This window comes from Longimicrobium sp. (genome assembly GCA_036389135.1).
In the GTDB taxonomy this organism is placed as follows: Bacteria; Gemmatimonadota; Gemmatimonadetes; order Longimicrobiales; family Longimicrobiaceae; genus Longimicrobium.
The window spans coordinates 78022-100575 of the sequence record DASVQP010000068.1 but is presented as its reverse complement, the minus strand read 5'-3'; the positions used below and the strand labels follow the sequence as shown (position 1 = coordinate 100575).

Here is a 22554-nt window from a genome sequence, read left to right as displayed (position 1 = left end):
ATGTACCTGCGTCTCTGACCCAAACGGAGCGGAATCATACCCGCGGATCGGGTTCGAATTGCGTAGCAACCGCTCCGTACGACGTTTTCCACGGCTACCCGATACCCGCTTTTCCGCTGTTTCCGGATGGAAACTAGTTAGGTCACCGTTCAGCACCGGTGCGATTAACTGCGCTCGGACCTTTGCTCCCTCATCAGAGGGATGCGGCCGCTGGAATCCAATGACTGTTCCAGGGTGAGGCTGGGGCGCACCGCGGGCTTTCTCTCCCCATTTCGAGTGGAGTGGGGCGCCATACAGCACATCCGATGGGTCGGGCCGACTCCCAAAATCCTCAGACGATGACCGCACTCCGACCTGAACCTCGGCGACGCGTAGAGCCCCTCCACTCGCACCAACAATCTCCCGTAACTTGCATTCGCCGTGTTGGGAAACTCGCAGTTCAAACAGAGCCGCGAGTACATCGAACTGCGCTACTCGCGATTGTATTGCGGCAGGTCCTCTGCGCGCGAGCGTGGCGACCTTCGGCTTCGTCACACGTTTACGCGCATTTCGGACATCAATCTGGTCGTCTGCAGTGAGTCGGCCTTGTCTCTGGAGGACCGCGGCTGCAGCGAGGCAACGCGCTGCAGCGCTGTCCAGCTGATCCAAAGCGAGTAGAAGCTCCGGATCAGCCCTGTCTCGGACCGACTGTGCCGCGAGGCGGCAAACCGTTACATGGCTTTCCGACGGGGACGAGTCGGACTGCGCCTTGGAAGCTGGTCCTGCACGGGAGGGGTTCCGACGGTTGCGAGATAGTGCAGAGATGCCCGGGATGCGTCCACGCAGACGCCCGGCTGCTCCTTCCAGTACTAACGCCTCGCGGAGCGCGCTGAGCGTACCGGAGAAGGCGTCGGCGAACTCGTGAACCTGTTGCCAACAAACAGGTTCTGTGAGGCCGCCGCCCGAGGCACCGGAGTCCTGGACGATCTCTGTGGATGTCGCTGCACCAGGCACGTTCATCTGCCCTCCACAGTTCCGTCACCAGCTTCGCACTCCATTCCAGCTCTGATACGCTGACCCAAGCGTGTAGTTCAACATAAGCAACAACTGCTGAACCTCAGGAGCGCCTGAGTACCTCCGTGCATTTTGCGCTCTCAAGAAGTGAGCCAGACTGCATTTTAACCTAGTCGCAAAGTGGCGTAATAAGATCGTGCTGAGTGGAGCACTACTCCGGCACGGGTAGGCCAGGCCGATCGGCTGGTCGGCGAGTAGGTAGGGATCGTACAGTCGCGGTGCTGCCCTACCCGGGGGCAAAGAGAAACGCCGAGCAGCTCGACTAAGTGACGACCGGGTAAAGCGGGTAGGTTGATAGGCCACTGAAGCGGTCGTCCCCCGGTTCGACCGGCTTCTCGAGATGGGGCTTTCTGCTGGCGAGGGTTCCGACTCGACCAGCCGGCTTCTACAGGTCGCTAAAGCTGTTCGCCTAAAGGCGAAGGTTTCGGACCTGGTGTATGGAAACGAACTGCTCGGCACAAAGGCTGGGGAACCAAACCGCGCGGTAGCTGCGCGAAGCAGCGCTACGGAACCGGTGCAAGAAGTAGGATTGTTCGTGCGAAGCAGCGAACCCCAAGTTCAACTGCGAAGCGGCCTCACCGTCGGTGCCCTGGCACCGGCGGCCGGGTGCCAGCAACTCTCGGGGACCGCCTTGGCATCGCTCTGATGGAGTACCTGCGCCTATACGTGCTCGGCGTACAACCGCACGTGGCTGAGCCCTTCGCTGGAGTTACCGCGGAACGGCCCTGTCCTGCAGGAAACGTCCAATAAGCCCAATCGGTGTGGTAGTAGAGGACACTCCTTGACCGTGGCCGCAGCTCGACGTATACTAACTGTGACTCGGATCCGTGGCACGGCCCCAACGGGGAGCTTGCGATGGGAGGGAGGCACCGAGTGGGACAGATCGACGAAAACACCTGGTCTCAGACCGGGCTCTTGCCGCATACGCCTTAGGTATGCGGCTTTTTGTCGTCTCGAGCAACCTGGCTTCAGAGGAGGTGCCCCATGGGACCGTGAGCCCTGCCGCGAACCGGTTTTTTGCAAGGACCGTGGTATTCTTCGACCCTATCGTTCATCAACGTTCGAACCGGGAGACCTCATCATGGGACCCTGACGCTGCCGTGTACGGCCAAACAGCCGCCCCATTCGCAAGGCGGAGCTTCCACGGGATGGCCTCCGTGCTATGAAACCTAAGGTATCCGAATGTCTCGATTTTCTGCGCTCGTCGATTCCGGCACCTCCCTCGTGGGTACTGCGTGCTACGTCCGTCTCCCGTCCAGCCATGCCTGCGCCGTCGGTGTTCGCCACGCGGGCACAACCCGACAACACACAAAACGAAAAAGGCATCCATGTCGCTCAACGCACTTCACTCCCGACTGACCCATCCGCGGCTGGCCTGCGTGCGCCGGCAGTGGACCTCACGCGCATGGCACGTCGCGCGTGCGAGTCTCATCACCCTCTTTCTGGTCGCGTGTGATCGTCAGCCGACCCTCACGGTCGACGGCGCCACGATCCCGCCGGTAGGAGCTGCGGCCGGATCAGACCCGGCGGCCGCCCTCGCGCCGCGCCACTCCCTTGCATCGGGTGGCTACATCCCGCTCACCTCGCTCCAGAACGTTTTGTTCGGCGCCGTCGGTCCTCGCGCCGGGATCTCGCAGGGGTACAAGCCGGACGGCGGATCGAACGGCCACGCGGGTCTCGACTTCGCTTGGTGGGACGACACCGGTACCCCGGTGCATGCTCCCGTATCCGGGACCGTGATCAACCTCGGGTACTGCGGCGGCGTGTTTATCCTCGATGACTGGGGGCACACCCATATCCTCCTGCACATGACCAACCTGATCGCTCCCGCCGTTGGTCAGCGGGTGCGCCAGGGAGACCCAGTCGGAAAACTGGGCAACGTGACAGGCGGGGGATGCACCTCTACGGGGTCGCATCTCCACTACGAGGTGCGGCCGGGCCGACGTCTCACCGCGGCAGACCCCACGGCCAACAACCGGGCGACGACCGTCGATCCGTTGTCGTACCTGGCGGGTCCGGTCGGCTATGGAGCACGCTTCCACGGTTATCGCGGGCTGCCGGCCACCATGTGGCCTGGGGGCGCGTACCTGGTCGTCGTCCTCTTCCAGAACACCGGGCTGCAGTCCTGGGAGCCGAGCCTCGCCTATCGGCTGGGATCGCAGAGCCCCGAGAACAACGCGACCTGGGGAACGGGCCGTGCGGGCCTCGGGGGAAGCATTCCGTTCAACGGGATAGCCGAGATCAGTGTGCCCGTCCGAGCGCCGACGACCCCGGGCGTCCGCGCCTTCCAATGGCGAATGGTCCGCGACGGATACGCGTGGTTCGGCGAGCACAGCCAGTACAGCACAGTGCGCGTGCTGCAGCCGATGGCGCTGGTGAGCCTCATGTCCGGCAAGTGCCTGGACGCGCCCTATGCCTCGAACGGCTCACGCGTCCACATGTGGGACTGCATTCCCGGCAATCACAACCAGCGCTTCGCCTACGTACCCGAGACGGGCCAGGTCAAGGTACATGGCGAAAAGTGCCTCGATGCGTGGCAGGCACGCGTCGGCGACCCAATCGTAGTACACGATTGCCATCCGGGCCTGCAACAGAGGTGGGGGCTCTCACCATCGGGAAACCTGCAGCTTCGGGATGCGCGCGACCCCCAGGGGCGCCCGCTCTGCCTGGACATCGACCAGTATGCCCGCAACAACGGCGCGCAGCTCGTCGCGTGGACTTGCCACTCCGGGGAGAATCATCTGTGGCGTGAAGACTTAGGCGGAATCGGCGGAAGTGCCGTGAGCGTCGCCACCATGCTCCCCGGCGGCCGCTGCATGGATGCGCCCTCCGGTGCGCGGGGCACGGAGCTGCATCTCTGGGACTGCCTGGGGAGCGGGCTCGCGAACCAGCGGTTCCGTCGTATGCCGGATCGCACGCTCCGGGTCCATGGGATGTGCGTGGACGGGCACAACGGGAAGGTCTATGATCCTGTAAAGGTTTGGGATTGCCACGGACGCGCGAACCAGCAGTGGGATCTCACACCGAGCGGTGAGTTGCGGGGGATCAATGGCCTGTGCATCGACGTACGTGGAGCAGCAACGGGCAACGGTACCCGCATGATGCTGTTCCGTTGTACGGGCGGTGCCAACCAGCACTGGCGGTATCGGGATCCAACCCGGTAGTCATGGGGCCGCTCTCGCTCCCCTAACGGGAGCGAGAGCGGCCACTACCCAGGCCGTAAGCGCGCGGCGTGGGGCCATCGACCCGCGTACCTACATCGTTCTGGTGATGAGAGGGTCACCGTACACCGTCATCGCCAGGTACCGCTTGGGATCCTCTTGCGAGCTGATACGCACCGCCGTATTGGCTGCGTAGCATGCGTCGATCACGGGCACGCCCTTGTCCCATTCGCGCAGGAATGTAGGCAGCCACTGGTGCGGGAGCACTACCTCCAGCGGCCAGGGTGCGGCCACGACGGCGCGGCACCCCCGGGCGAGAAGCCGCTTCGCCAGACCGAGCACCGCACTCGCGGTCGGATCGTGGTCGAGTCTGCCACCTGAACAAACAAAGAGGATCACCGTCCCTACTCCAGCGATGCTGGTTGAGAGTGACGCAGGCGTTATCGTCATATCGGCATCGTCTCTGAGGACCCTGAAGAATCGATTCTCCTCGGCGACGCTCCCGTGCGCTCCGACGATCACCAGCTCCGCCCCGGCTGCACCCTCGGGTGGCTCAGCACCTTCTGAGAGCTCGACCCCATGCTCTTCGAGCGTCTGGCGCAGGAGGTCGGTAAGCACCGTCAGAGCTAGGAAGGGCTCTACGCGGCTACCAACCGGAATCCACGCGAGCCGGCGCCGGTCACCCACAAATGGATTCGACCGAGCGGCGTGGAGCCAGGTCAGCGATGGGGCTGCAGCGACGCGGTGCCCACGCCCAGCCAGCTCGCCGCTAATCTGCAACAGATTCGGCGGGAAGCCTTGCAGGTGGGTGCTCGCGACTACGACGGCGCGCACCGGCAGAGCGCTGAGCCCAATCCCCTCTGTGGTCGTGTAAAACTCCTGCGACGCGGCCTCATGGTACCCGTACGGGTAAGCGACGGACCAGGCTCCGATGCGATCTACCGAGAAGGTTTCATCCGTTTCTTCAACGGTATCCCCGAGCGCACCGTCCTCAACGATCACCCGGTACAACCGCCTCTCGCCCACTCCTATCATCACGACTCCAAGCCCATCCCTGGCAATCTCGCGTGCGGCTTCTGCAGGGCCCGCGGCCGAGTCGATGAGACGCGTGCGGGATTCCGGCCCGGGTAGCGCGGTGGTATGGTCCGTGAGCGCCTCGATCGCGTAAATGGCGGCCGCTGGATCTTGTGCCGCATTGCTCGCCAGCAGTCGGCGCGCCAGCCTGACGAACTGGTGAAGGTCGGTTCCGATATCTTCGGTGTACCGTGCCGGCTGTATCCGATTGGCGATTGCGACAAGCTGCTCAAGTTGCGGTTCGGTGCTCCCCACCATCTCGGCAATTTCCCTGAGCCCGGGCCCCAGGCGGGTGAGGGCATCGGCGAACGCTTCGAAAGTTTCCGGCGGGACGGCAAGTCCCTCCCGGCGGGCGATCTGCAGCAGCGATGCGAGCATCACCGTCGCCGGGGGAAGCTCGCCGGCGGTGGAGAGCACGCTACGCAGGTTCTCGGTACCCCGGTCGATCAACCCGAGCAGCCGCGCCTCGTCACGCGTGTTGTCATGGTTGTATTCCATCGTGTCGATCTGGAGCTCCGCCGTATCGACCCGGATGGATTGACGCTCCTCGAGGCCGAGGTGCTGTAGCGCGCGCCGTGCGTCCCCGAGGAGCGGGCGAGCGTCCTCGAGGAGTTCAACATCGCGAAGTAGGCGAAACATCAGCATGCGCTCGTACCAGACGTCTTCCCAGGTGGTCTCCGGCGACGAGGCCATCGCACAACAGATCGCGAGCATTCCCTCCTGAACGTTCCCGCTGCGATGGTACACCTCTGCATAGGACATCCACGCCAACCGAGCACGCCGCCCTTGGCGGTGGGTAAGGGCGAGCATCTGCTCCGCCCAGTCCCGCGCCAGCTGCATCTGGCCGGACTGCGTAAGACGCATTGCCACCTGCCGCAGAATGATCAGGTCCTGGTCTGGCTCGGAAGTCAGCGGGGCGATAGCAGTGGCCAGTGCCAGATAGAAAACGAGCGCAGCGTGGTCTTCAAATTCGTCGAACTGTCGTGCAACCTCATCGGCGAGCACGGCCACACCTGCGAGCGCCTGGTCAGGAGGGATCTCGAGCAGGTCCTCCGGAAATGTTCGGGTACCAAACGCGGTGCGCACCCCAGCGTGGTACCAATTTGTAGCGCTATGAACGAGCCCGCGGTACTCATCCTCAGACGTACCGCCCATCAGCAAAGGACGTCGGCGCCTACGCACTTCAACGGGACGCTCCGAGATGGACAGCATCACCACGGCCAGAGCGCTGGTACCTAGCAGGCCTAAAAACTCCGGGGAGAGTGTCCGCAACACCTTAAACCGAACAGATTCGTCGGTGGGGTGCGCTGCGAGAAGCCCGATGACGCGCTCTAATGCGAATGCCAACACATCGGGACGTATCGGGTAGCCTCGAAGTGACGCGCGCTGAATCAGATCGATCGCAGCGAACTCCTGTGGGCGGGTCACGGGCGACCCCGGCGAGGGTTCCTGAACGAGAATCCGCAGCGCCTCATCCACTCGCTCCTCGCCAATCAGCCTTTCAGAGCAGAACCGGTGCGCTTCGTCAACCCTACTGGGGAATCGCTCGATAACCTGCTCCATGATCCAGGCCGCGTCTGCGGGACCGGAGGTTCCAGCCTGCTGGCCCAGGAACTCCCAAAAATCTGCAAGTTCCGCCGTCTCAGGGGATGAAACACCCCGAAGCAGTGCGGCCGCTTCGACGTAGCGTTGCTCAACCGCAAAAGAACGGGCCCGTCGGCGCAGGAGCGCATCAGAGTGGGGGAAGTAGTCTCGGATCCGCGTCTCCACGGCTGTCACGAGGGCTGCGTCATCGACGCGTTCGGCGATCTGTAGAGCAAGTTCGAGGGAATGCCGGGTGGCTAACCGTTCCAGGGCATCTGCCACGAGCTGCGCCGCCAACTCATCTGCATCGGCGTTCTCGGCCAATCGGGCAAGCTGAAGCGCGGCCTCGGGGACCAACCCGGTCGCGATATCAGGATCCGCGTCGAGCTCAGCGCGGACCATGCGCCGAAAGCCAGCGGCGTCAAGGAGCTGGAGTCGAACCAGCGTCTTGGTACTCTGTGGAAGGTCCTCCCGGGCATCCACCTCGATCAGCGCCGCCTCCAGGTCTCCGCTACGCGCCAGCGTGAGCCAGCGCTGGTGATCGAGACGGATGCCTTCCTCTACAGACGGCTCCCCCCCGACTAGGACGGCGGTCCGCTCCACCGAAAACAAGAGATCACGATGCTCGTCGCGTACGGAGAACTCCTCCCCTGTGTCCAAGAGCACGTAGCACTCCGAGGCGGATCCGACTGCAGTCGCCCTCAGAAGCAACGCGTGTAGATGGAGTGCCCACACGTCACCAGGAAACGCAGGATCAAGAATAGCATCTGTTATAGATGGAGCGCGATACCACGCCGCATGCGCCACAACAAACGCGCTCCGGGACGTTGCGCCATTCATGACCTCGATCAGTGAATCGAGTTCCAGTGTGTCTGGAAACGCAACACGGACTCCCTCAAATGCCACGTCGACCTCGGCACTTGAAAGAGGACCTCCTCGCATTTCAGCGAGGAGTTCGCCGAACTGATTCCTGATCTGCGCTGCGACTTCCTCGTCTTGGGTAGGCCAGATGATGCAGACATTCTCGAAGATACGCTGCCCCCCGCGATTAAGTCTTTTGAGGACCACCGCGTATTCACTCAACCGGGCCAGTGTACCGGACCTGCCGAAGAAGACCAGATCCACATCGCCCCACTGCACACCAGTCGTGGTGTAGACCTCCACGAGTTGTTGGGCGAGAGTTCGGGGCGGTTCGGTGGCGCCGGAATCGGGTACGCTCATGCGGCCTCGGCGGAGGTGTGGACATTCGGCGGCCGCATTCGGAATGCGCCGGCGTGTATCACGTAATAATGCTTTCCGCCGTGCGGTTCACGCCAGAAGGAGAACGGTGCTACCTTCGGGCGATAGGCTCAGTCTCGCCTCCTGACCGTGGCCTCCGGTGAAGCACGGGTTTCCGTTCTGGCGCTCGAGTGCTCGCCGGCGGATCCGGCACGCTGCCGCATCAGAATTGCAAGAGGCGGGGGCGGTGCAGAACCGCCCTAGAGAATTCCGCGGGCTGTGCAACGCACAGATGCGATGGGCGCTGGCGTGCCGGACCGGCAGCGGCGGGGAGGACACCTGCGCTTCCTCGGAGACAACGGGGCGTCCGCTCATGAGGAGCGGATCAAGCTGGCGTTCGTGTGCCTACTCGCCGCCGTCGGGATCTCGATACTCTTCGCAGGCGACGAGTTCGGAGACGAGCACCACCTCGCCTTCAGCCACACGCCGGAGTAGCGCGACGCGTCAACTTCGAACGACTGGACCAGCCGTTCCGATGACGGATCTTCGAGTACGTCGCCCGCGAAAAGTGAGGCGGAGCAACACGAAGCCCCTCCTCAGCCGATCGAGGAGGGGCTTGGTTCTTCCTAGGAAGCTAGTGACGCTCGCAGGGGATCACGCCTGGCTGGGACCGTGGCCATTTAGCGGCCGGTCGGAGCCCGGCATTGCAACAGGGGAGCGCCGCGTTTTCGCTGCTCGGTCGACGGCGCTTGGAATATGTTCAAGCGAGCGTCGCCCGAGTTCGGGCGGGCGTGGGATCACCCGAAGTTCAGGGTGCGTGTATCGTCCAACGCTTGTTGAAGCCGTTGATCTTCTCATCCATCTTGGTCGCGATTGTGGCGTCGATCTGGTCATTCAAGTCATTGCCGATGTGTCGACCGAGGAGACCGCCCCCGGCCACCCCGATGGGTCCGAGCACGGCCCCACCCGCGACCGCACCGATGATGGTCAGCGCAAGGCTTGGATCGCAGCCGTCACGTCCAAATTCGATACCCCGGTCTGGCTGGAAACCCGAGAGCTTGACGTCCAGCTCACCGGTGCGGATGTAGAGGCCCAGGCGACTGCGTACGCTGTAGGTCGTCGGCTTAAGGTAGATGTGCAGGTTGCATTGTTTGTCGACCACCATCAGCTCTTGCCAACCCCTGAATTCGTCTGGCCCATGGGTGCCATTGGCGCTGTTCGGGTTGTCGAATTCCGGATGCTCGCCGCTTCCCGCCGGGATGGTTAGCGTGATCGTGGGGGTGAGTACGAGCGAGTCGAGGGTGACATCACCCCGGACAACCTTGAGCCGACCCTCAGTCGTCGGGGTAGCGCTTGCAATACGCGTCGTCAGGTGAACGGGGTATAGACTCACGTCCTCGACGACGCCACCCCACGGGGTGACCGCATCGATCACAAAGCCCGGCTGCACGACCGCACGCACGCGTGCTTCGAGTTGCGCGTCCCCCCCCGCCGGGCGGGTCAGAGCCATATCGTCCAACTCCATCCTCATCGTGAGCGCGGTACCACCCGCGGTCGCCTCTAGTGTTCCGTCCAAGCTCCCGTCGGTACCCGCGATTGCACCATTCTGTTCTTGCGTCACCGCGAAGCGGAGGGTCCCATCCCGGAGAACGACCGACTGGCCCCGCGCCGGCTCAAATCGGCGGTACGGAAGCGTCAAGGCAAGTGTACCTGAAGGATGCCCGGAGCCTTCGTCGAACCGGAGCGGCTTGCTGGGCGTCGCGGCCACGATCTGTGCGCCCGGCCTCGTGACCACGCGGAAGCTACCCGGCACTCCAAACGTACTCCGATCCTCAACCGATACGTTGAGATCATCGAAGGTTCCCACCACCCCTGCGAAATTGCGGCCGACCAAGCGCAGATCCGTCGAGTGTGCCCGCCCGCCGGTCAGCGTCAACGTCGTCTCCCCATTAATGGGGAGCACACCGCCGGTGACGGAGACATCGAGCAGCCGCACGCCCAACTGGGTGTCGGGTGACGGATCGACCGAGTCCCACGAGCCGTCTAGCGACCCATTCAGCGATCCTGTCCCAAGGGCCAAGAAGCCACGCTGCCCTATGCCCAATTGGCCGCCACGGATCTGGAGCGCAATGTTGCTCCCCGCCCCGATGCGCACCCTCGTGCTGCGCCGGTCGTCCACCCCTAGCTGGAAACCGTGGAGCGTCAGACGCGACCCGTTCTCCAAATTCAGATGGGAGTTGTTCTGGTGGCCGCGCGTCAGGCCAATGCGAGACCCCGTTCCCGCGTCGAACTCAAGAGTCCCAAGGTCAGCATTGATGTAGGAGCCGGATGGGTCGCGCGCGAAACGCACGTCGTTGAATCGGATGCCGGCGCCCGAACGCATGATCAACCGTAGGTCTGTGCTGCTGAGCTCCCCGCCATGCGCGTCGAGCGTGAGGTTCAGCAGGTGTCCCTGCACCTCGCGTGTCGCCATGTCGTAGCGCACGTGGTCGAACGTGACGCCACTTCCTGCGCGCAGAGTCACGAAGTTGTCAAAGCGCCCGCCACCACTCCGGGAGAAGTAGATCGTTGAGTTGGGTTTGAACTCGACCGCCAACCCGGAGCCCGCGCCATGGTTTCGAAAGCGCACCTCTGTAACCATCGGTCGGTTCATGACACACCCGCCCCAACCTGCATCGCACCGTTGCGGGTTCTCGAAACGAGCGAAGGGACGTGCGATGAACGTCTCGCCCGGAGACGTTTTCAACTCGAGCGCCTGCTGGATTGTCGGATAACTCGCGGCGACATCCGCGTTAAAGTTGTCCGGGCGTACCCACCACTCGACCACGCGGCCGTAGTTATCGTATCGTGCGGAGTCGAAGGCGACTGAGAACGATGTGCCGCCGGTCCCAGCCCAAAGATGTGCCGCGGGTCGCACGCGAAGTTTGGCGCCCGCGAGCGCACCGTTCCGGTAATCGAAGGTGAGATGCGCAACCGTGTTTGCGTCGTTCCGCCAGCGGACCCGCCGGCCGCCTACATTCTGCTGCCAGTGCCCCGCCGACAGGGAGAGTTCCAGATCCCCAGCCGCGCTCCATACTGCGTTTGCGAGGGAGCGGTAGAAGATATCCGGCGACGATTCGACCTGTGAGGATGCCGCCTTCGCACTCAGGAGGACCGGAAGAGCTGCCCAGAAGGCGCACCGAGACATGCGAGGCATGGAGTTATCCCGGATGGAGGTGAGGAAACGAGGGTGATAACGAACAGAGTGTGAGCAGCAGGGGAAGGAGGACAGCCGCGTCGGAGAGCTCGAGCAAGCTCGACTCGGCCTGTTCGACGCTGATCACGTCAGCCTTCATCTGCCCTACGGCGGACGATGGGACGTAGAGGGCAAGAGCGGCTGCAACCCAGCACCATCGGTTTCTGACTCGCATGGTGGGCTCCGGCTCGGGCTGTTGGCGGATGAGACCGTCCTGTAGCGGGGAAGCTCGGGTGGGGCGGGAGCAGCCGGCGTGTGAATCCACGCTCGCGGGAGACCAGTGCGGCCTCCATAAACCGGGGCGGCTCCCACTTTCTGCGCGATCCATCGCGCAAGTCAAGGGTTTTGTTTCCGGCCGGGGTTGGCGGTGCGCTCCCAGGCCTTCCGAGATCGTCGCTGTCGTGCTACACCTGTAGACACGGCGCGGCGAGTGGGGTCGGGCGCGCGCAACACGAACGTCGATCCGCATCGTCCATCGACCCACAGGGGCCGCGCGCTCTTGGACTTAGATAGGAGTTACGCAGTTGGATCTCGCCTGCGGAATGCCGTTCAGCGAGCGGGACCGCGGGAAACCGCCGCAAAGTCGGTTTTCGAGCGTGAATACAGGTGCCTTAGCGAGCCCAGGCAGCGCCTGCGATCTTAGCCAACTGCGTAACTCCTATTAGATAGACACGCCCCCTCACTTTCGCACCGGGCCAGAAACCATGACTTCCAAGAATCGGTAGATCGGGACCACTCGGACCATGGTCGCTGCACGAGGCGCATCTTTACGCTCGACTATCTTTGTGCTAAGTACAATAGCAACTCCGCCCATTCCATAGCTCAGGCAACATATGGAGATCGGATGCTCAGACACAGCAATGCTTACGTGGTGTGGCGTAGCCAATCGCAGCAGATGCTTGACTTCGCGGTCCTCGTCACAACGGCAGCACCGCAACTAGCACACGCCCTCGCCGCCCACGAACTCGATTCTCGAGCATACCTTGCGACGAACCCGTCATTTCGAGCATCGCGCGAGCCATACTCGACCGAGAAACGAACACTGAAGGAATATCCAACCGTGCTCGGTGCGACTTTGCTACTGTCGATATTCTCCTACTTCGAAGCGTACTTCTTTTCACTCATTGACGAGGTTCTCCAGTTTCACGGGGGAGAGGAGGGTGTCGAACGGGCCATCCGCAAGCAGTTCTCACCGCGTGCTCGGTCACCGGAAGCTGATCGAGCGCTTGCCCTGCTGCGTATGAACCACAACCCTGGGCGTGCAGATCAATACAGAAAGCACGTGGCAGCTCTCCGAAACGAGCCTGTCCTCTGGCCGTCTCAGCGACTCATGCTATTTGGCCTGAGACAGGTCGTGGCCCAACGCAAACGTTGGAAATCCGTTCACATTCCCGATCTCATGGCGGACCTACTTACTTATCCAGTCTCACAAGCTGAACATGACCGGTTCCATACGATCCGCGACCAGCGCAACGGGATCGCACATGGTCGGGTGCTCGGTCATGATCTACGTAAGGCGGTCGATGCAAGCAACTTCTTTCGTGAGCTCTCGCTGCGGCTGGACACGCATGTAGTCGAGAATTATTTGGTCATCGAACGTTATGCGCACTAAAGGTTCGCCGGTACCCGCTCACGGGATGACCCGTTATTCTAAAATAACCCGCTCCCGCCCTGAGAACCGGATGGGCTGCATGCCGCAGGCATGCCTGGGCGACCGGCAACGCGGTTCCACCTCGCTGAGTCATCGCCGCGCGGCACCACGCGATCAGCAGGCTCGCCCCCACCATAGAGGCGCCAGAGAGCCCCCGCGGACTGCTCGTCGCGCGCACACCCAACGCGAGAGCGACAAGGCCGTCTACGCGTACCGAGTCGCCCGATCCGAGCGCGTGCCGCTGGAATGGTGTCCCGCGCGGCTGTTCACCTGTAGACCGTTGCGGCCGGAGACGAGGAGGCTCCCATCGCATCCAGAGCCCCGGCTGCAACTCCAGGCACCTCCAGACGCACTCCCTTATGTCGACACCCGCAAAGCGGGTTTTAGCAGACCTGGCAGACCACTACCAGAGCCTCGAACAGCGGCCCTCTGAGATCGAGCCGATCTGGGAGGCCGCGGAGGAGGGTGAGACCCTCGGGCTCATGTTCCGGGTGCGCACGGACGGTTGGAGTGCCTACCCTAACGAACGCACCGATCTGCACGATGGGTTGTCGACGCTGTTCGCCGTATTCCTACGCATCCGGAACGGAATCTCCTGCGCCCTTTGGGATGAGGTGCACCCGATCACCGGGATCGATACCGAGCTGTACTCGCGGTACATAACGCTCGGGCAGCCGGATGGCTTCAGCCTTCCGGCGGATGAATCGGGAGCCGGCGTGATCAAGGATGCGCTCTCCAGCTTACCTGCATTCGCGAGATGGTTCATCACGCACACCGACTGGTTACCCGCGCTGAGTGAGCGTGCCGAGGAGGAGGCGACCGGACCGACGCCCGTGGATGAGTGGGCCAGCCAGATCCTGGGCGCACTACCTAAAGAAAGCGCTAAGTTGGAAAGTCAGTGGATGCACCGGGTGAACCCTCCATGGCGCCATTTTCGGAGTGTACGCCCTTCGGTAACCGTCTTGCGCGTACCCGGGCTCGCCGAGTGCACGCGAAACGCACTCACCGCAAAACAGCGGTGGACGACGCTCCAGGGGCCGAGCCAAACGTTCTTCCTGTCGGAGCTGTCAAGCCATGCAGTCGGGCACAAAGATGTGCGTAACCTCCATCGCGTGATGAGGGCTTGCGAGCCGACTACGCGGCCATCCGAAGTGCTGTTGGTCCCTCTCGAAAACCGACTCGTGGCGGTAGGCCGACACCACTTCGTAACGCTGCTATGCGAGTCGGGGCGCAAGCGCTTTGAGCGCGAACGCGCGCGCATCCGGGAGACGTACAGAGAAACGATCACAAGCCTCTATCCAGCACAGCATTTTCGCTGGAGCGAGTCGATCGATGATGAACGGTTCGAACTGTTGATCATGGAACTCGTAAGGCGGGAACCCTCCGTTCTTTGGGTCAGGAAGGTCGGAAGTAGCAAAGACCGGGATGGGGGTCGCGACCTCCTCGCGACGTGGACGACTCCGCCTCTCCCAGGTGAGGCGCTCTCGTTGGATGAGACGCCCAGCCGTGAACGCCGCGTCATTGTCCAATGCAAGGCTTATCGCCGGCCGGTCGACAAGTCACGGGTGCGGGATATCCGCGACCTATTGGAGCACCACGATGCCAATGGCTACCTGTTGGCGGTTTCTTCAACGATCACGTCTGGGTTGTTTGACCACTTGGACCACCTGCGCAGGCGCGGTAGGTTCTGGATAGACTGGTGGACACGGACGGAGATCGAGGAAAAGCTGCAGGCACATCCTGACATCATCGGCTGGTTCAGCGATGTCGTGCGCGTTGTCGATGCACCGGCGCCACTCTGATGGGCGTCGCGCAGCTGACGTGCGAGGCCCAGTGCTCGTGCGGATTCTCCTGGCGGCTGGATCCGCTGGCTGTGGATCGACTACATAGCGCCCATCGGGATTTCAACAGGAAGGGACGGGAGCAGGCGACCATCGTGCGATGCTGTCGCAAGCACGACAGCATCCCTCTCCTGTCCGCGGGGCTCAACCAGCAGGAGAGGCGACGTGCACGCGCCCTACCCGTTGCGAGGACGAATGCAGATCAGGGAAATCCGTGACCCCGCACTTTTTCAGGCGATGGTCCGTGCGCTTATGGTCGCAGAGCGGGGCGTAAGCAACTACCAGGTGGTCGACGACGCCGGCGGGGACGGTGGCCTCGACGGCTTCGACCGATCGAACGGCGAGTTGCACGCCGTTTACTGCCCCACGAAGCCTGAACGTCTGGAGGTCGAGCGGGATCGGATCATCAGGAAAATCCGCAGCGACCTGCGCAAGGCAGTTGCCCTGCGTGACGAGGGCGCCTATCCGGTTCAGGTCTTCGCTTTCGTGACACCCAGCACCCTGCGCGAACCGCTGCAGCGGCTCGTCCGGGACGAAGCAAAGACCGCCGGCTTCACAGATGGAATCTGCATAGCGGGTGAGTCACTTGAGACCCTCCTGGGGCGGCACCCTTACGTGCTGGAACAATTCCCCGCGATAGCCCTTCCGCGCCTCGCGCCGCAGATCGCATCCATCGAGGAGGCGCTGACGCGGCTGGCGGGGAACGCGGCCGGAACCGATCCGCCGATTGCTCCGGCCGACGCGGGTGCCTCCGAGTCCGGTCCCGCTGGAGAGTCCGAGCCGCGGGGGCGCACATATGACCGGTTCCTGCTCCGTGGTGTGGAGTCGCCCGCAGTCGGTGCCGCGGAAGAGGCACTGGCCTGCGACGATGGCGACGCGGGGTTGGCGCAACTTGCGCTCGCGCGGGCGGAAGCCGATGACGGGCGGGTCTTGGTTGCGGCGGCTATCGTGGAGCAGGGGTACTGGCTGCGCAAGCACAACCCCCGACGCGGAGCGGAGGTTTGTGAAAGCGGGATCAAAGTTGCCCAGCAGATGGGCATGCGAGCCGAGGAGGCAGCACTCCGCGCGCTGCTCGCCCGACACCTTGCCGTGGATGCGTCGGGGATCGACTTGGACCAAACCGTGAGTATCCTCGCTGCACGGCGGACTGGGCTGCCCCTGTACGATGAGAGTGACTGGGCACCGCGGCTTCAGCACATGCGGATGCTTTCGGCCCGGGTGGAGCGCGAAATCAATGAGGCACTCCGCCTGGTCCACAGCGGCGGTGCCTACAACCTGGACGCGATGTACTGGACGTACGCGATGGTGGGTGCGATCGAAGCATACATGCTCACGCCGCGGCGGCTGATGGTCAATCTCGGTGACAGCAATCGGGACGAACTCTCCGCCGCTCAGCACCGCATACAGGCAGCTCACGAAGCTGCCATCCGCATTGCGGTGCTCAATGGCCCGCCGTCGCACATCCGGGCGCTAGAGAATGCCGCCAACGACCTACGTCTGGCCGGGGAGTGGGGTATAGCGCTCGCGCTCGCCCGACGCGCTTGCGAGGTTGCGGAAAGCACTGGACACGCCGCGAATAGCGCCCCGCTCTTGATCGACGCGCTGGAGCACGACATTGCGGCGGCCTCGGGCCGCTGAAGGGTTGATGATCTACAGGGAACTCAGGGGTGATCATCACGCGAAAATTGCGCTGGGCTGCGGCCGTCTGTGAGTCGTGCGAGCGGGCAGCAGCAGCGTCCGGCGGAGAAGCTACAGACATAGTTCACCTCCAGTGAGGGGAATCCGAACCAAGTTGCGGGCACACCCTTTCGAGGGTCGTGGTGCAGACGGCGGTTTGCAGCCACTCTGGCGCGCCGCCCGAATGGGCGCCCCGCGTGGCGCGAATCGCGTTCACGACGCACTCCTGTGCCGAGGCATCGCCTCGGAGAACTGAGGGAACTCCTGAATAACGGAGAGAGACACTCCACTCATGTGGGAGGACCATTGTTCTGCCACATCTAGAAGGCTGTTGAAGAAATCGTCGGAGCGAGAATACTGCTGTTCGAGGGTCGATTACGCGCTGAAATGTGGGACTTACCCCCCTCCGAAGTAATAACGCGCCGGTCCCGGCGAGCCAGTCGGCTCGCCGGGACCGTTCGTTCCAAATCAGCCCGACAGGTTCAGTCGTTCTGTTCCCCGTCGCGGTAGCCAGCTTGGTAGGACTGATCCTCCGTTGAGGAGTCGTGGGACGGCGTCACGGCGTCAAGCAGGCTGATCATGCCGCCGCTGGCCGCATCCACCAAAGTTTCGGCAACCCCGCTGCCCGACTGAGTACGGTCCTCCTTGCCGGCCTCCGCATCCGCAAGACCTTCGCCGTACGCCTGCTGATGATCCTGCTGCGTGTCTGACATGACGACCTCCCGGATGAAGGGATAAGCTGTTGCGTTGTAACAGCTTGCAACATCCGCGCCGCAGATCAGCGACACCGCGTGGGCCCTTCACCACCTGGCAGCGCCGCTCACCGCCGAGCGCGACTTCCTCCCGTCGATTATGGGCCCGCTGCTTTCACAACAACGGTTACCTGTCGAGTCAAGCCCGCTGCGTTCACGGTGATGGTGGCGGTTCCTGGCTTAACCCCCCGCACGATCCCCTCGGACGTGACGGTGACCACCGATGGGTCACTGCTCCCGTACGTAATCCGGGCCGATACGGTCTCCTTGTCCTTGTCGAGCACACGGGGCGCGAGCTGATCGATCTTGTCTACCTCGACGGTGAGGGATCCGGCAATCTCGATCGACATGGCTGCCGAGCGGTTTTCTGCCTCGGCGGCCAGCTCGGCGTCACGCTCGCTGATGCGTCCGCCAGCGATCTCGATCCCCATGTATAACGTTGGGCGCTTGTAATGCCATGCGCGGTTATTCTCCAAGACGAAATCTGGGAATGCATTGTTCGCTGGGCGCTCCATCCGATACCGATCCCCCCCGTTGGGAAAACGCACCCTATCTGAGGGCATGAATAACCCCCCGATGAAGACCTGATGACTGGGATTCCCGAAGTGAGCCGTTATCGATGGGAACGGGCTCGTGCGGCCGCCAGCGTCAGGAACGAAAACAATGTGCGTTCCCAGGCCGGCGCCGGCCTGCGATTCGGTGAGTGAGTAGAACATCACTTGAAGGCCTGTGGAGATTGCCGGACGCCACGAGACTCTCCTGTTCGCAATCAGATCCACTGAATCCGGCGCATCTGCCTCCCCAGTTCCGACCGGGAGCTCAAGCACCTCAAACAACCTCACTCCCGCGAACCCAGCGCCAGCAGTACCGCGAAACTCGGCTCGATTTCCAGCCCCAGCGATCGTGTTGCCGATGGCGCTGCGAACCCCGTAGCACCCACTTGTGGTGGCGCACACACACACCGATACCAGTAGTGCCCTAGCCGTCTTTTGCATTGCTCATCCCACGGAGTTTGGGGTTAAGACTGTGCAGGCGGGCTGAACGTCGCCACATCTCGGGAACCATAAGAGTGGACCCGGAATGGGTCAATCATTTCGTTTGAGTCTCGACCCGTGCCGTCCGTCGGTGAACGCTGGCACAGTGAAGTGATACAGGCGTCTTTGAATTCGCGGCAGCCGATCATCTGCCCTTAGCGGTACAGAAGGGTCCAAGATTGTGCGAAGGCAGGGGGCCCGAACGCTTGCCACCGGTCGCGGCAATGCACCACAAACGTCAGGACGTAATCTTGTTCGAGCTGACCACGCCCTGGAGCGAACCAAGACGCCTGTTCACCTGCTGCCCAGCGGACCTGGGTTGGAGTAGGCCCAAAGTGACCACCACTTGGATCGGGATGCCCGTCCCAGTCGGAGGACCTGATGGGCAGCACCCTCCGGCACTACGGCACCACCGAACCCGGCGTCCCGCATATGCGGTCGAACAGCCCGGTCCACCGTACCACGGTCTCCTCCGGGAGCGCATCGATGCCACTCTGGAGGAGGCGCGCCTTCACCCTCTTCGCGAGCTCCACCTTCCAGCCGTCTTGGAGGGGAACGCCACATTGCTCCGCGTACGCCTTGATCTGGTCAACGACGGGTGCGCCGTCCCGCACCACGTCGTCGAAGTCTTCGTCGCCGCGGATCCACCGTCTCACCACGTACTTCATGGCGTCGAGCGGGATCAGGTCCTCGACCTCAGCGCCCGGAACTCCCGGCGCGAACTCGGACACCATAAGGAGGCGATCCCCGAAGCCCCGGTACAGGTCTCCCTTGATCTGCTGCGCGAGGCCAGCGCCGGCCCCGTCCGAGTCCAGCAACGCGTAGGGGGGTTCCTCCTCTTGGCTCGCGAGAATGGCCGCGGTGGCCCGGATTCCCTTGACCCCTCCCGTGGGCACGAAGACGATCTCACGCCGTGGCTGTATGCGTCCCGCGCCGATGAGAAGTGCCTTGATCGCGCCCAGGTAGTACTGGTCGGACACCCCCTCGACGAGGAGCGGCTGGGCGCCCTGCAGCATGGTGTCCGAGACCGTGAGGCCGAGGGCCGCCCAGACGGGGTAGATGGACTTGCCGTGTGCGGACTCGCTCGCGCCGGCGCGCAGGTCGGCCGACACAGCGGTCGTCCCGTCGTCGCGGACGTACACCGCCTTCACCCTGTCCAGGTGGTCGGGGTCCACCAGGAAGGGCGAGTGGGTGGTGTACACGAGCTGGTTCTTCTCTGAGAGGCTGTCGAAGAACTGCGACAGGTCGCGCTGCGCGAGCGGGTGGAGCGAAAGCCCGGGCTCGTCTAGGAGGAGGATCGCACCCTGGTGGGCGTCCTGGCTCTCGACGAGGAAGATCAGATAGAAGCTGAGGAACCACTGGAGCCCGGTGCTCCGGCCCTCGAGCTCCACCTCCTCCGGCCGGCGCTGGTCCGAGACCCAGATACGGAAGTGGTCCCCGTCGGCCTCGAACCGGAAACGGTACTCGCCCTGGCGCCACCAGTTGCGGAACCGGTCGGTGAGCTCGGAGCCCGCCGACTGCATCAGGATGCTGCGCTGCTTCTTCTTCTCCGCCACCGCCTCGATCTCGGCGGCGGTCGGCTCGTCGTGCATTCGGCCGCGCCGGATGTCGCGACCGAGGTCCAGCACCTCCTGCGGCTTCAACCGCACGAAGTCGAACAGCACCTTGAGCGTGCGGACCTTCGCCTCCTCCTTCGAGCCCAGGTCGGTGCGCGCCATGTTCTCGATGACGTGCGGCAGATAGATCTCGGAGTCGAGGTTCCCATAGTTCGAGTAGTACACGAACTTCGGCATCTGGGCGACGACCAGCGCCCGCGCCTCTTCGTTGTCGTCCGGGTGCGGGACCGTCACCTCTGCCACGAGTTCGGCCACCGCATCTACGGCCCGGCCGAATGCCGGGCTGATCGAGCTGCGTTTGGCCGCCTGACTCAGGTCCACGCCGGACAGCGTGCCTTGCGTCGCCCTCAACATGCCCCCGGCAACATCCCCTGTCGGCACCACCTCCTCCGCTTCGAGAGCCTCACGTGCGCGGGCCACCGCCGACAGCATCGCCTCCTTTAGCGGCTCCTCGGCCTTCGTGAGCTGCGCCGCCTGCACCTCCTCCTCCGCTACCGCGAGGATCTCGAACAGCCGCGGCGCGCGCACCTCGCGCACCGGCCGCGAGCTGGGGAAGCTGACGTGGTGCTTGCCGGCGAAGTCCCGCTTCACGAGCGCAGTGGCGAAAAACTCCTCCGGGGAACCAGTGAGAGCCGCGAGCCGCCTGCGCAGTTCCTCCTGCAGCTCGAAGACTGCCTCTACGAACACGGGCTTGACTGGATCGGTGCGTATGGCGTTGTAGCGCTTCCGTGGGTAGTCCGCCGTCGGCTTGATCTCGCCGCCGCTTGCGGGGTTCAGTTTCCAGAGGGGGAGGAGGAGGTTCGTCTTGCCGGATTCGTTGGTGCCGATCAGTGCTGTCACCCGGTCGACGTCCACCCAGCCGCTGTCGTCCACCGAGCGGAAGCCCAGCGCTCTGAATTTGGTCAGTTGCATCAATCTGAAGGGCGGTGGGCGTGTACACCGGTGGCGGGAGACGACGCCCGCATGATACTCTTTGGACCATCTTGTGTAAAGGCGGTCGACCAACCCAGTGTCTTTCACGCTCCCGACGTTGAGGTCACTGTTGCTCGACAGGATCATGCGATTCGGGCGCCGAATCCTCGGCCTTGGACGTACAAACGAAACGCCTGCCCCGCCGCGCCCCCGCAACTTTATGGAGCCACGGAGCGCCATCCGCCGGTCTGCGCTGTGATCGCTGCTGAAACGGCACCGCCTACCTCGGCCAACTCGATAGTTAGTACACTGGACGTGTCCTTGAGAAAACGATGGCGGGATGGAGGTCGAAAAGCGGCAGGGCGGACGATTCACATACGTGATGCAGGCCCCTCTGAGTTACAGAGGGGCCTGCATCGATTTCACGGGTTACTCCGGCCGAGCGCAACCGCAGCGACAATTCGCATGTCGTCCGCGACATTTTAGGTGTCGCAAAAACGACACTTCGCCCGACGGCCAACACCGCGTCCTACTGCACCGCCTTGATCATGTCGAACATGGGCAGGTACATGGCCACCACCATCCCGCCGATCACGACGCCCATGACGACGATCATGATGGGCTCCAGGATGGAGGTCAGGGCGCTGACGGCGGCGTCGACCTCGTCGTCGTAGAAGTCGGCGATCTTGGAGAGCATCTCGTCGAGGCCGCCGGTCTGTTCGCCGACGTTGATCATCTGCACGACCATGGGCGGAAAGACGCCGGAGGTCTTGAGCGGCTCGGCGATGGTGGCGCCGCCGGCGATGGAGGCGCGCGACGCCATCACCGCGTCGTGGATGACGCGGTTGCCGGCCGTGCGGGCCGTGATCTGCAGCCCCTCCAGGATCGACACGCCCGAGGAGACCAGCGTCCCCAGCGTGCGGGTGAAACGCGACACTGCCGACTTGCGCAGCATCGACCCCAGCACCGGCATGTTGAGCAGGAACCTGTCGATCACCAGCTGCCCGCTCTCCGTCTTGTAGTACTGGCGGATGCCGAAGCCGATGCCGATCCACGCCAGGATCATCAGCCAGAGGTAGCTCTGCAGGAAGGCGCTCGCCGCCAGCACCACCTTGGTGGGGAGCGGCAGCTCAAGCCCCGCGTCGATGAAGATCCCCGCGAACACCGGCACCACCTTCCACAGCAGGATGGTGGTACAGGCGATCACCACGAAGAGCATCACGGCCGGGTAGGTCATGGCGCTCTTGATCTTGCGCACCAGGGCGTCGTTCTTCTCCAGGAAGACGGCCAGGCGCAGCAGGATGGTGTCCAGAATGCCGCCCGCCTCGCCCGCCGCCACCATGTTCACGTACAGCTCGGTGAACACCTTGGGGTGCTTGCGCATCGAATCGGCCAGCGTCTGGCCGCTCTGGATGTCGTTGAGCACCTCGGTGATGATCTTGGCGAAGGCCTTGTTCTCGGTCTGCTCGGCCAGGATGGTGAGGCTCTGCACCAGCGGGAGCCCCGAGTTGATCATCGTGGCGAACTGCCGCGTAAAGATCACCACCTCACGGGTCTTGATCCCCGTGCCGAAGGTGAAGTTGATGTCCTTGGCCTTGGCGTTGACCGTTACGGGGCGCAGCCGCTGGCGGTGGAGAAATCCCACCACCTCGTCGCGCGTCGGCAGGTCGATCTCGCCGCCGATGATCTCGCCCGTGTGGTTGCGGGCGCTGTAGGCGAATACGGGCATTGGGCCTGCTCAGGGGA

At 63.2% G+C, this 22554-nt stretch carries 11 protein-coding genes; 5 read left to right on the top strand and 6 right to left on the bottom strand.

What is annotated here, in order from left to right; translation table 11 throughout:
• Positions 1-2381 precede the first annotated feature (2381 nt).
• On the top strand, positions 2382-4217 hold the full coding sequence (locus tag VF584_16510; GenBank protein HEX8211779.1) for a ricin-type beta-trefoil lectin domain protein: 1836 nt from the start codon (positions 2382-2384) through the stop codon (positions 4215-4217).
• Positions 4218-4307: 90 nt separating this feature from the next.
• Here VF584_16510 and VF584_16505 read toward each other — a convergent pair whose 3' ends face one another.
• Positions 4308-8093: a CHAT domain-containing protein gene (locus tag VF584_16505; GenBank protein HEX8211778.1), complete on the bottom strand. Its 3786-nt coding sequence runs from the start codon at positions 8091-8093 to the stop codon at positions 4308-4310.
• 294 nt (positions 8094-8387) lie between these two features.
• Between VF584_16505 and VF584_16500 the strand changes: the two genes are divergently transcribed.
• Complete coding sequence (locus tag VF584_16500) at positions 8388-8585, top strand: hypothetical protein (protein HEX8211777.1); 198 nt, start codon at positions 8388-8390, stop codon at positions 8583-8585.
• A 313-nt stretch (positions 8586-8898) separates the two neighbouring features.
• Here VF584_16500 and VF584_16495 read toward each other — a convergent pair whose 3' ends face one another.
• On the bottom strand, positions 8899-11286 hold the full coding sequence (locus VF584_16495) for a hypothetical protein (protein ID HEX8211776.1): 2388 nt from the start codon (positions 11284-11286) through the stop codon (positions 8899-8901).
• 883 nt (positions 11287-12169) lie between these two features.
• On the opposite strand from VF584_16495, the gene VF584_16490 reads away from it, so the two are divergent.
• From VF584_16490 to VF584_16480, 3 genes are all read left to right on the top strand, one after another.
• Positions 12170-12937, top strand: coding sequence for a hypothetical protein (locus VF584_16490; protein ID HEX8211775.1), 768 nt, complete (start codon positions 12170-12172; stop codon positions 12935-12937).
• A 398-nt stretch (positions 12938-13335) separates the two neighbouring features.
• Positions 13336-14778, top strand: coding sequence for a restriction endonuclease (locus VF584_16485; protein ID HEX8211774.1), 1443 nt, complete (start codon positions 13336-13338; stop codon positions 14776-14778).
• A 234-nt stretch (positions 14779-15012) separates the two neighbouring features.
• Positions 15013-16455, top strand: a complete 1443-nt coding sequence (locus VF584_16480; protein ID HEX8211773.1) for a hypothetical protein — start codon at positions 15013-15015, stop codon at positions 16453-16455.
• Positions 16456-16976: 521 nt separating this feature from the next.
• Here VF584_16480 and VF584_16475 read toward each other — a convergent pair.
• From VF584_16475 to VF584_16460, 4 genes are all read right to left on the bottom strand, one after another.
• Positions 16977-17282 carry a hypothetical protein gene (locus VF584_16475; protein HEX8211772.1) on the bottom strand — a complete coding sequence of 102 codons (306 nt, stop codon included), beginning with the start codon at positions 17280-17282 and terminating at the stop codon, positions 16977-16979.
• Positions 17283-17344: 62 nt separating this feature from the next.
• The gene (locus tag VF584_16470) at positions 17345-17677 is read right to left on the bottom strand and encodes an Ig-like domain-containing protein (protein HEX8211771.1); all 333 of its coding nucleotides are present in this window, start codon (positions 17675-17677) and stop codon (positions 17345-17347) included.
• A gap of 1004 nt (positions 17678-18681) precedes the next feature.
• Positions 18682-20808, bottom strand: coding sequence for an AAA family ATPase (locus tag VF584_16465; protein ID HEX8211770.1), 2127 nt, complete (start codon positions 20806-20808; stop codon positions 18682-18684).
• A 529-nt stretch (positions 20809-21337) separates the two neighbouring features.
• Positions 21338-22537 carry a type II secretion system F family protein gene (locus tag VF584_16460; protein ID HEX8211769.1) on the bottom strand — a complete coding sequence of 400 codons (1200 nt, stop codon included), beginning with the start codon at positions 22535-22537 and terminating at the stop codon, positions 21338-21340.
• Between the last annotated feature and the right edge of the window lie 17 nt (positions 22538-22554).